The organism is Candidatus Neomarinimicrobiota bacterium (assembly GCA_022567655.1).
GTDB lineage: Bacteria > Fidelibacterota > SORT01 > SORT01 > SORT01 > JADFGO01.
Genome location: JADFGO010000071.1, coordinates 1 through 10,890 on the forward strand (window position 1 = coordinate 1; position 10,890 = coordinate 10,890).

Annotated in this window: 11 protein-coding genes and 2 tRNA genes; 12 read left to right on the forward strand and 1 reads right to left on the reverse strand. The window is 46.6% G+C overall.

The window, feature by feature from the left end; all coding sequences use genetic code 11:
• Positions 1-326: 326 nt before the first annotated feature.
• Positions 327-400: transfer RNA gene (locus tag IID12_07740), tRNA-Arg, on the forward strand.
• 323 nt (positions 401-723) lie between these two features.
• Here IID12_07740 and IID12_07745 read toward each other — a convergent pair.
• Positions 724-1,200 carry a cyclic nucleotide-binding domain-containing protein gene (locus tag IID12_07745; GenBank protein ID MCH8288981.1) on the reverse strand — a complete coding sequence of 159 codons (477 nt, stop codon included), beginning with the start codon at positions 1,198-1,200 and terminating at the stop codon, positions 724-726.
• 480 nt (positions 1,201-1,680) lie between these two features.
• On the opposite strand from IID12_07745, the gene IID12_07750 reads away from it, so the two are divergent.
• The 11 genes from IID12_07750 (at position 1,681) to IID12_07800 (ending at position 10,855) form a co-directional block, all read left to right on the forward strand.
• Positions 1,681-1,750: transfer RNA gene (locus IID12_07750), tRNA-Arg, on the forward strand.
• Positions 1,751-1,940: 190 nt separating this feature from the next.
• Complete coding sequence (locus IID12_07755) at positions 1,941-2,309, forward strand: DUF423 domain-containing protein (protein ID MCH8288982.1); 369 nt, start codon at positions 1,941-1,943, stop codon at positions 2,307-2,309.
• Positions 2,310-2,407: 98 nt separating this feature from the next.
• Positions 2,408-3,070 carry an ATP-binding cassette domain-containing protein gene (locus IID12_07760; GenBank protein MCH8288983.1) on the forward strand — a complete coding sequence of 221 codons (663 nt, stop codon included), beginning with the start codon at positions 2,408-2,410 and terminating at the stop codon, positions 3,068-3,070.
• On the forward strand, positions 3,067-3,942 hold the full coding sequence (locus IID12_07765) for an ABC transporter permease (GenBank protein ID MCH8288984.1): 876 nt from the start codon (positions 3,067-3,069) through the stop codon (positions 3,940-3,942). Before IID12_07760 ends, IID12_07765 begins: the two co-directional genes overlap by 4 nt.
• A 574-nt stretch (positions 3,943-4,516) precedes the next feature.
• Positions 4,517-5,542 (forward strand): heat-inducible transcription repressor HrcA, encoded by a 1,026-nt coding sequence (hrcA, locus tag IID12_07770; protein MCH8288985.1) that lies wholly within the window; start codon positions 4,517-4,519, stop codon positions 5,540-5,542.
• A 22-nt stretch (positions 5,543-5,564) separates the two neighbouring features.
• Positions 5,565-6,116 (forward strand): nucleotide exchange factor GrpE, encoded by a 552-nt coding sequence (grpE, locus tag IID12_07775; GenBank protein MCH8288986.1) that lies wholly within the window; start codon positions 5,565-5,567, stop codon positions 6,114-6,116.
• Entirely contained in the window at positions 6,109-7,257 is a 1,149-nt protein-coding gene (dnaJ, locus tag IID12_07780; protein ID MCH8288987.1) for a molecular chaperone DnaJ, read from the forward strand. Before grpE ends, dnaJ begins: the two co-directional genes overlap by 8 nt.
• A gap of 38 nt (positions 7,258-7,295) precedes the next feature.
• On the forward strand, positions 7,296-7,754 hold the full coding sequence (locus tag IID12_07785) for a helix-hairpin-helix domain-containing protein (GenBank protein ID MCH8288988.1): 459 nt from the start codon (positions 7,296-7,298) through the stop codon (positions 7,752-7,754).
• A gap of 18 nt (positions 7,755-7,772) precedes the next feature.
• Positions 7,773-8,783 carry a hypothetical protein gene (locus IID12_07790; protein MCH8288989.1) on the forward strand — a complete coding sequence of 337 codons (1,011 nt, stop codon included), beginning with the start codon at positions 7,773-7,775 and terminating at the stop codon, positions 8,781-8,783.
• Between the two features lie 31 nt (positions 8,784-8,814).
• Positions 8,815-9,786 carry a hypothetical protein gene (locus IID12_07795; protein ID MCH8288990.1) on the forward strand — a complete coding sequence of 324 codons (972 nt, stop codon included), beginning with the start codon at positions 8,815-8,817 and terminating at the stop codon, positions 9,784-9,786.
• Positions 9,787-9,799: 13 nt separating this feature from the next.
• The gene (locus IID12_07800) at positions 9,800-10,855 is read left to right on the forward strand and encodes a hypothetical protein (GenBank protein ID MCH8288991.1); all 1,056 of its coding nucleotides are present in this window, start codon (positions 9,800-9,802) and stop codon (positions 10,853-10,855) included.
• The last annotated feature ends 35 nt before the right edge of the window (positions 10,856-10,890 follow it).

Below are 10,890 nucleotides of genomic sequence, written 5' to 3' on the forward strand. Positions count from 1 at the left end.
CTAACCTTGCCCCTGCTGGCTCCGCCTGATTGCCTGAAACCACCCCCTGCCCCCTCCTTAAAAAGGAGGGGGATCATTAAACTCTCCCCTTGAGGGGAGTATCCGTCCCGAAGGGTCGGGACGGAGGAGGGGTGTTATCCCATGATCTTCGTTAAATCACACCCTCTCCCGAAACAGATTCGGGATAAACTTCCACCTCCCTCGAGGGAGGAGGATACATGTGCGGGTTAGGGCTTGCCCTGACCGCACAATATTTGAACACCCCGTTTGACTATACTATAATTTCACTGGTAAAATTAGCCTGACTTTTATAAGTTTTCTATTAAGCCCACGTAGCTCAGTAGGATAGAGCGACGGTTTCCTAAACCGTAGGTCACAGGTTCGAATCCTGTCGTGGGTACACGCCGGATGAGAGGATATATATGTGGCGCAGTCATCCGGCTTAGCCGGATGACTGCGTTGAGCTGCTATCGAGAGAACGCAGACATCTCACTATCGTTCGATGGCTGCGCCACAGAGAAAGGGTGTACGACGGATGAGAAGATCAAATGGTGGTTTTCTAATTAGAAAATTCCTATTATTCCCCTCTAATAAGAGGGGTGTTCCGAAGGAACTCCTCCGGAGGAAGTTTATCCCGATTCTATTTCGGGAGGGTGTGTAAAGAGATTGCGCGCCTGACCGGTGTCGGGCAGGCTTGGAGGCGGTAGAAGTAGATTCTCGTATTTAATACCGTTTTAGTCCCGTTTTGGCGGCAGAATACGCAGTTGCTTGACGTAAGCGTTTGCTTAATATTCTGGCGATGTTGATTGCGACATCCCCACGCATCCTTGGGTTTTCTTTGAACGCCGTAGTCAAATATTTAAGATTGATGATCGCAATTTTTACATCAGATTTTGCTCGCACTGTGACTGATGCAGCGCCTGAATCAATCAGTGTCATCTCACCGAGTGATTCTCCTTCACCCCTGATCTTTAGTTCTACTATTTTTCCAGTCATCTTATTTTTTTTCTGTATAGATGTTTCACCATCAATTATAATGCTCAATCCCTTTAACGAATCCCCTTCTTTGATGATTACTTGATTTGTCTCAAATTCCTTTTCGTAGGCATTCTCTAAGATGCCGGCAATTTCTTCTGACTTAAGACCCATGAAGAGTTGAGATTCAGTAATAATTCCTTTGCTTCTTACATCATCAATCAAATCGCTGTTCCCTGTTGTCAAATGGTCGCTTAAGTCCAAAGTGGTCTGTATCGAAATAGGTTTAGCGCTGTAATATAATGCGGGAACCTAAAATATTCCAATATTAATCGTAATAAGTAATGAGTAATTTATTAATTACCAATCAAAGTGTTGACCAATATGTGCCCACACAAAGCTCACTAAAAGATATGAAACGATATAGCCAATAAAACCATTTTTAAAAAATCGGTTACAATGTGAGTGCCAAGTATATATAAACAACTCGCCCTCTTCTGACAGGGTGTATGGGGGGTCGGTTTTTTGTTGAGTTTTGATGTGAGAATGTTTTTCCGCAGCGACTAATCTCCGCACCCCGATATTAACGCAACCTCAATCAACAGGTGGGTATACCTCTTTTTCATTGAATAAAATCACATTTAACCATAAATTCAGGAACGAAATGAAATATTTTTGGCACAAATATGGCACAAGTCCTGTTAAACCGATGAATCGCAATAGTTCTGACGGTTTCCTAAACCGTAGGTCACAGGTTCGAATCCTGTCGTGGGTACACGACAGGTGAGAGGATATGTATGTGGCGCAGTCATCCTGAGCGGAGTCGAAGGGTGGCTGCGTTGATCTGCTTATCGACAGAACGCCTGCACCGCCGTTGGCGGGGGCTGCGCCACAGAGAAAGGGTAAATTATAGCGGAGAACACAGGTTCAGACATTTATAAACAGAAAAATAACGGAATAAATTCATGACTAAAACGTTTCTGATAATCGCTTCCCTGTTCGGATTTCTCGGTGTGGCGCTCGGAGCCTTCGGAGCGCATGCGCTAAAGGATAAAATCAGTCCGCAGCTGTTAGAGACTTTCGAAACGGGTGTGCGATATCAAATGTACCACGTATTCGCACTTGTCACGGTCGCATGGGCTTCCACGAAGTGGGGCTCGAATCTGCTGACCTTCAGCGGCTGGCTCTTCGTTGCGGGGATAGTGATCTTTTCCGGCAGCCTATACGTTCTGGCGTTTACAGGGCAGCGCGGATGGGGGGCGGTGACTCCTTTTGGAGGGTTGGCGCTGTTGGCAGGGTGGGTGTTGCTTGCGTGGGGCGTATATAAGGCTTGAGTTGCCGTACATCTCCAATGGAATAATCCGTTTAACCTCCGCGTTGATTATTCATTCCCTGTAACATATATTTCAACTCTTGATACCGAAATTAATTTATGATTAGTTTAGCCAACGTTTCAGCGCGCTTTTCGGACACGGCAGGCGTCGAAGGGATAACGTTCGACGTCTCGAAGGGTGAGTTTCTTTGTATTACCGGTCCGACAGGCGCGGGAAAATCCACTATCCTCAGACTTCTGTACATGGATATTGCCCCTACTTCAGGCAGGGTGACGGTAGGTGAGTTCGATTCAGGAACCATCACGCGTAAGCAGATTCCATTCTTGCGGCGCAAGGTGGGAATGATATTTCAGGATTTTCGGCTGTTGGAAGACAGGAGCGTTTATGACAATATAGCGTTCGCACTACGCGCGACAGGGCACAAAGGGGCGGAAGTCAAGAAGCTCACTATGAGGGCTCTTGCTCAGGTTGATCTGACGCACCGGCGAAACTATCTACCGAAATATCTTTCGGGCGGAGAACAGCAGAGGGTTGCGATAGCGAGGGCATTGGTGGTCGAGCCGTACGTGATTCTCGCCGACGAGCCGACTGGAAACCTCGATCCGGAGACATCGCAAGGGGTACTCGAGTCGCTTATTAAAGTACAGAGGCAGGGGACTGCGGTTGTAATGGCGACGCACGACTATAATCTCATAGAAGGGAATGATTTCCGGATAATAAAGCTCAACGACGGGATTATGGAACAGGAAAGCACGGAGTGAATTTTTTCTTTTCAGTCAGCGAGGGGATAAAGGGACTTCGCAGGATAAAAGGAGCAGCGTTACTCGCCGTGTTGATCTTATCCCTCTCGATAGCGATGGTCGGAATGTCGGCGGTAGTCGGATGGAACGGAAAGAAATTCGTCAAATTTTTACGCTCTCAGTTTGATCTCACTACATTTGTGGTATCGGATACGCCCGATGAGATCATTATCCAGCTTGGCGGGGAGATAGGCAAGATAGAGGGTGTCAGGGACGTGATTTACATTTCTCCTTCGCAGGCAGCGCGTAAATTCAAGAAGGAGTTCGGCGAGGACGTAGTCGATATAGTGGGAACGAACCCATTTCCATCCTCATTTATAGTCAGGCTCTCTCCCGAATTCGGAACGGCTGTCGATGCCTCGTATATAGCCAGCAGAATCGCATCAATGAAAGGGATAGAAGAAGTCCGCTACAGAAAGAGCCTGCTCGTTTCCGTGGATAGATATGTCAATATACTGATCGGGCTTTCAACCGTTATCGGTGTTATAGTACTGCTTGCGGCCGTCTTGATCTCATCTTACACGATAAAACTCACGATATTCGCAAAGCGCGATCTCATCTGGACGATGAGGCTTGTCGGGGCTACCGACAGGTTCATACGAAGACCGTTCATCGTTGAGGGGTTGATTGAGGGGTTTGCGGCGGGCGTAATCGGCATCGGTATTATTGAGGCGGGCTATATAATTGCCGGGCGGCTTCTACAAGGATATATTCCTGTTGAAAAGGTAGAGGTCAATAACGAGATATATGCCGGGATGCTGGTATTCGGGGTAATCCTCGGCTGGATGAGCAGCAGCCTTTCTGTCAGGCGTTACCTGAAAGAGAAAATGTAAGCTGCGATTTATCGGGTAGGTGCGGCAGGAGGGGCACCAAAATCTCTTGTATATAAGAGGGGAATTAAAGGACTCTTTTTTATGATAAACCACCCCCTGCCCCCTCCTTAAAAAGGAGGGGGTTTATCCCATCTTCGATGGGATATGTAGGGGAGGGTTTGAAACCCTCCCGTATCAGCGGGCAGGCCCGCCTGCCTGATATTAGTCGGGTCTGTCCGAATAATGCCAGACAGGCAGGTCGCAGACCTGCCCCTACACTTGAGCTTATATGGAGTGCATTGACTGCGTCAATGCTGCATCAACGAAGTTGATGTTCAGAAGGAACTCCGCTGGAGCACTCCGAAGTCATTGAGCGGTCAGGGCAAGCCCTGACTCGCACAACATTGCATTTCTTCAATCGGGCTCCTTTCAGAATTTAGATTCCGCCGAAGGTCACGAGGAACTCCGTTGGAGCACTCCAAAGGTCATCCCATGCTGAATTCGCTCAAAGCCGAATATCTCATTATTTTGTCTTGACTGATACCCCTTTTATTTATATTTTTCGGGGTTATATAGAGGTGGTGCGACCAATATTATGAGCGAATTGAACAGAAGACAGAGAAATATCCTGACTGCCATCATCGGCGAGTTCATCGCATCGGCGTCTCCGGTCGGTTCTAAGACGATCAAACGCAGAAAAAACATTAGAATAAGTCCGGCTACGATCAGGCACGAAATGAATGAATTAGAGGAAAAAGGGTATCTGTTTCAACCGCATACATCTGCCGGAAGAGTTCCGACGAGCAAAGGATACAGATATTACGTCAATCTGCTCATGCCCGAACAGGAGCTCGATCCTGAACTACAGGACGGGATAGTTGAGTCGCTCCGGCCCTACGCGGTCGATATCGAATCTCTTTTGACTACCGCCAGCAGACTGCTCGGGGAATTCACGTCGGAATTAGGCGTAGCAATTGCGCCGCTGATACTTGAGGGGGAGTTAACAAGAATAAATTTATTTTCGGTAGCGAGTCAAACGTTGATGGTTGTATTACAGCTAAGAGAAGGATTTGCGAAGACGATCGTGCTGGAGATCGAATCGGCTATTCCACCGGAGACTCTTGAATCTCTCAGCGCGAGATTAAACGAGAGATTATCGGGTCTTTCGCTTCGGGAGATCAGGAGCACTATACATGAAAGGTGCAGGGATTTCACCGGGGAAGGCTCCGGGATCATACGGCTGCTTATTGATTCGGCGGACAGAGTTTTTGATTTTAACGAAAATGAAAAAGTAAAATTCAGCGGTTCGGCTAACATTATGGCGAAACCGGAATTTTCCGATCCCGCCAAAATGGGAAATCTGCTCAGCATTCTTGAGGATGAAAAGGGTCTTATCAAGAAGATACATGAATTAACGAGTGAGAAAGGATTGAACGTGATCATCGGAGACGAGCAGGAAGATCCCGATGTTTCCGAGTTAAGTTTTGTTACGTCGCCGTACAAATTTGGAAATCAATCGGGAATTCTTGCGGTAATCGGACCTACCCGGATGCAATATGGAAGGGCGATGTCGATAGTTGTGCATGCAGCTAATACTTTGACAGAATCCTTGTCGAATTGAATAAGGGGAGGTGTAGATAAAGTTGGTAAACAGCGAAGTTGAAAACGGTTCGAAGGACACACAAATAAAGAAGAAATCGAATAGCAGGCCTAAAAAGCCGAGGAAAAAAACTCCTACCAAATTACAACAACTCCGGTCCGAGATAGAGGAATTAAAAGACAGGCAATTAAGGCAGGCGGCTGAATATGAAAATTACAAAAAAAGGAGCATGAGGGAGACCGAGAGTGCGATCAAGCGAGCGGGAGATTACTCGACTGCTTCCTTTCTTCCACTATTGGATGATATCGAGAGGACACTCAAATCTGCGAAAGAGAACAGCAATACGGATTCGTTATTAGAGGGAATTGAGCTGATAAAAAGTAAATTTGAAAAGATACTCGAGGATAACGGGGTAACACCTATTGAATCTAAAGGAGAGAAATTCGATCCCGAATATCATGATGCAATGATGGTTGAGGAAGATTCAACCCTGGGGAATAACATCGTGATTGAAGAGTTCGAACGGGGGTTCAGACACGGCGACAGGATATTACGACCTGCTAAGGTTAAGGTAAATAGAAGATCAGATGGCTAAAGACTATTACGATACTCTTGGCGTAGCGAGAAACGCATCCGCCGAGGAGATAAAGAAAGCATACCGGAAAAAAGCGATGAAGTATCATCCGGATCGAAATCCCGGTGATAAAGAAGCCGAGAAAAGTTTTAAAGAGATCTCACACGCTTATTCCGTCCTCACCGACGATGATAAACGGGGCCGTTATGATCAGTTCGGCGAAGCGGGAGTGAAGGGTGGAGGATTCGATCCGTTTGCCGGAGACGCCTTCGACCTTTCGGATGCTCTTCGGACATTTATGGAACAAGGATTCGGCGGACTTGGCGGCGGTTTCGGTGACATATTCGGTTCTGAAAGGGGCGGTAGAAGAAATGTCAGGCGGGGCAGCAATCTCAAGCTCACGCTCGAAGTTACTCTTGAAGAGATTCTTACCGGTGTCGATAAAAAGCTAAAAATCAAAAGGTTTGAGAATTGCGAGAGATGTGACGGGAACGGAGCGGAGCCCGGGAGCAGCAGAAAAACATGTCCGGTTTGCCAGGGTCAGGGTCAGGTCAAGCAGGTAAGCAGATCATTGTTCGGAGAGTTCATCAATGTACAAACCTGTCCAAACTGCCACGGCGAAGGGCAAATTATAGACAGGTTATGCAAGAGCTGCGGCGGCTCCGGAAGAAAACGGGTCAACAAAACCGTAGAGGTGAAGATTCCCAAGGGTGTATCGACAGGTAACTATCTGACCCTTGCCGGTGAAGGAAACGCCGGCGAACACGGCGCTCCTCAGGGAGATTTGATAGTATTCATTCAGGAAAAAGAGCACAAACATTTCGTGAGGGACGAGGCGGATCTCTTTATCGAGGCGAAGATCACGTTTTCGCAGGCGGCTCTCGGAGCAGAAATTGAGATTCCGACTCTCTCCGGTAAAGCGAAACTCAAAGTTCCCCCGGGTGTGCAGTCCGGAAGGTTTTTGAGAATGCGCGGAAAAGGTTTACCAAAACTGCGCGGTGGAAGAAATGGAGACCAGATGGTGAGAATACAGGTCTGGACACCATCGAAAGTCACCGAAGCGCAAAGAGAGTTGTTCAAAAAGCTCGAAAGAACTAACGGAGTCAAACCGCCGGAAGCCGTGGGCAAGGGCTCCTTTGAGAATATGTCGGAGAACCTTTAGGGCATAATAATTACACTTAATTTTATGTAGAACAGATAATGTTTAAGACAAAATTATTCACGGATAAGGAATCTGTTGCGATAGGATTTTTAGCGATTACGTTTATAATCGGTATGGGCATAAATTATATCAGAGACGGAATAGCCGAAGAGAGATTAGAGGAATCAGTTCCGCTGATGTTGAAAGAGATAGCGAGGTTCAAAAAGACCTCTGCGATGATCGAGTCCCGGATCACGGAAGAGGTGGATACATTCAGGTTGAACGAAGACGGCTCCCTCCGGGCCATCGAAATCAACAGAGCCGGATTTGATGCATTGACACTGCTTCCCGGCATAGGTCCTGTAATCGCAGAACGAATCTTAACCCGGAGAAATAACGAGGGTCCATTCGAGAGGGCTGAAGATCTCCTGTCCGTGAGGGGCATCGGCGTCAAGAAATTTGCAAAGATAGAAAAATTTATCGTCATGGGAAATTTGGACAATTCAACGGAGGAATAATTATACTGCGGAGGTGCTGTGATTAAACTTAATGGCGTGATTAAACTGTTTGATCGGATTAAACTGTATGACGTGATTAAACCGTATGATAAAAGAACGTCTTATTATCTTGACTCCGTAATAGGCGTCATGGCTGTGTTCTTATTGTTGGTCATATTCGTTCCGCAGTCAATCTGGAGCGATGAGGTCGAGCTTAAGGAGGAGTGCCAGGTTCGGATGGAGAACCTTTATGAGCTGGAAATAGAATTTTACAGGCTTGTCAACAGATTTCCGTACTCACCCGAGGAAGCGATGATTATTGTCCGGGCTGTAATGGAATCAGCTAAATCGGACACGGGATTTTTCGGAGCCGAAACCTTAATGATCGATACCTCCGTTTATTACATAGACACTCAAGGTGATATGGTTGCGAGAGTCGACACCCTGATGACGATGCCGATATCCGAAGTGCTGTTCAGCTGTCCGTTCGCGCACGAACGATATCGGGTGGACATCAAAAATAACAGAACGATATATATCGCCTGTCCGATTAAGAAAGAGTTGAATCCGTTTAAGATTGTGATGGTTGAACCGGATGATTCCCTCAGAAGTCTTTACTCGGAGGTTATCAACGAGGATAACTATGAAATACGCAGTGTTGGAACGCTGAAAGAAGCTTCGGCTATACAGGAAAAATGGAAGCCGGAATTAGTGGTTATAGACGATAGGCTTATAACAGCGTCGAATATTGAGGTGGTCGACAGAATGTATGAAATCGACGAAGACGCCCTTATTTTATTGATGATGCTTGAAGAGCCCGATACTACGGGAAAAGCCGAAAAACAGCTGCCGATAGTAAATGGAACCGTACCCTATTCGTTTACGCTCGGTGATCTCAAGGATAGGATCAACGAAGCAGTGCTTGGTACTCCAAGGCGCTGGCTGAGAGAAGACTATTATCAGCGTAAATATCTATTTTTCAGTATGGTCGATTCTATTCACGGTTACATAGAAGACGGAGACCGTTCCTGGATCTTCGGCGATGAATAGATAGTTTATTAATTAGGAAGGTTCGATAAAATTGAGCGGGAAACAAAACGATCTACTCCCCTGTATGGGAATTACCATTGAGGGACATATAATTCGTTCGGTTGAGATCGATCAGGCTGGAGATTCTGCGAAATTGCTCGCCGTAAATGAGGTTGAAGCGTCAGGTGAACGATGGACGGACCTTAGATATGATCAACAAACGGTGGATAATATACTTTCCTATCTTGACCCGATGATCAACGGATTGCCTGAGCAGCCGGGCTCTATAGCATTTGCTGTGAACCGGAGCTCATCTATAATCAAGGTTCATCTCGTGGACTCGGGGCTGCCGGAGGATGAGAAAGAAGAATTTGTCCTATGGGAAGCCAACAAGAGGTTCGGCGATTACTCGGACGACTATTATGTCGACTTATATCCACTTTCAACGGAGGTTCCGAAATTCAGTAAGTATCTGTCTGTGGCGCTGAAAAAAGATACAATAGAGCTGTTCGAATCATTGAGTTCGTCCTTAAAAGTCCCTTTAGAAATACTTGACGTCGACCTATTAGCGGGAATCAACTCAATTTTATTTCTTTATGAAGCGGCTTCCTCCGGCAATATAGCGGTCCTGAGGTACCTCGACGGAGAATGCGCGCTTACGCTTCTAAACAACGGGGAATTTTCAGGAAGCGTTCTTTTTCAGAGTGACGGAAGCGGCGACACTTTCACACTGGACAGGTCGGACATGGAGGGCGGTATAGAAGAATTAATGGCTTCCCTCTTCTCCGGAAGCATCACCTTGCCGCTAAAAGACGTAGATAGGCTTTATTTCTATTCGGGTAATGAAAAAGGCAATTTCCTGCAACCTCTTATTGAGAAAGCGGACGATGAACAGATAATTCAGGTTGATCCTTTCGCAACTCTTGAAATTAGCGATGACGTCGCTAATACTCTATTGAAGAACAATCCCGCAAGATTTACGGAAACTCTCGGAATGGCTGTCAGAACATTGAGCACAGCGTAACTATCGCGAAAGCATGGTAAAAGTAAATCTATTAAGAAAAGAAAAAACGGCAGATGCAGAACCCTCCGGCGTTGTCGAGGATTTTGTAGGAACGGCTGCTGCTCCCGACGAACCGGAGCCGCCTACTAAAAAAGAAAAGGCGGGTAAAAAAGGCGGGCGTTTCAAAACCGTTCTGCTGATCTTCCTTGCAATTGCCGCCGCAGGTTCGGCATATGTTTTATACACAAAGGGATGGGAATTTACCGGTACCGATACCGACCCGGAAAAGAAGATTGTTATAGCGGATGAAACTCCGATGGAGTTACCGTCTGCGGCAAAACCCGACAAACCGGTTGAAAAAGCTAGTCCAAAAAAGCTTTCGACTCCAATTAAAGCCACAGAGAAGCAAACGCCGCGTACGCCAAAGGTTAAATCACGCCAGCCTGCAAAGCGAAAATCACCGATTATGGCAGGGGACGGGTTAAGACAAATCATAGAGGGCAGGATCATCCTTGACGTGTTCAGAGGAATAGTAGCGTCAATAGAAAAAGGTTCGGGAAACCTGAAGTTGAGTGTCTCGCCAAGCCGTGTAACCCTCGCTCTCGGATTGAATTCAAGAGATGACGCGGCTCTGCTCCTGAGGAGTATACGTCAGAGATGGCCTATGAGTAATCTGAGGGCGGTAAGATTTCAATCGCCTACAGTTCCAACCGGCTATAATTATTCAACACAGTTCGATGGAAGCGTAAAGTTCAAAGGAGTGACTCCATCGTCCGGCACTTCAAAGCGCAGAGTGTTAGCCCTGAAACAATTCAGGAAAAATATATCCGATAACCTGGCGAAGTCGGGACTGAATCTCAAAAAATTTGATGCCGGAAAAGAAGCAAAGAGGAACGGCAGCTCTATTACTCCGGTTGAAATAACGGTTGAGGGCGCCAATGAATCGATTGTGCTGTTCATTGATTCTCTGATGAAACTCGATGCGGCTTATGAAGTTTCACGGGCGGCAATATTAGGCAAAGACGAATCGGTCTCGACTCTGTCGCTCTACTTAAAATTGGTCAATCCGGGCAGCAGAGCTCTCTCCTGACAAATGGTAAGAGTAATCTCCGGCTTACATCGCGG

Bases quoted from the DNA above. Each gene is read 5' to 3' on its own strand.
- IID12_07760 (MCH8288983.1), top strand. From the start codon at position 2,408: ATGATTAGTTTAGCCAACGTTTCAGCGCGCTTTTCGGACACGGCAGGC.
- dnaJ (MCH8288987.1), top strand. From the start codon at position 6,109: ATGGCTAAAGACTATTACGATACTCTTGGCGTAGCGAGAAACGCATCC.
- hrcA (MCH8288985.1), top strand. From the start codon at position 4,517: ATGAGCGAATTGAACAGAAGACAGAGAAATATCCTGACTGCCATCATC.
- IID12_07755 (MCH8288982.1), top strand. From the start codon at position 1,941: ATGACTAAAACGTTTCTGATAATCGCTTCCCTGTTCGGATTTCTCGGT.
- IID12_07785 (MCH8288988.1), top strand. From the start codon at position 7,296: ATGTTTAAGACAAAATTATTCACGGATAAGGAATCTGTTGCGATAGGA.
- IID12_07800 (MCH8288991.1), top strand. From the start codon at position 9,800: ATGGTAAAAGTAAATCTATTAAGAAAAGAAAAAACGGCAGATGCAGAA.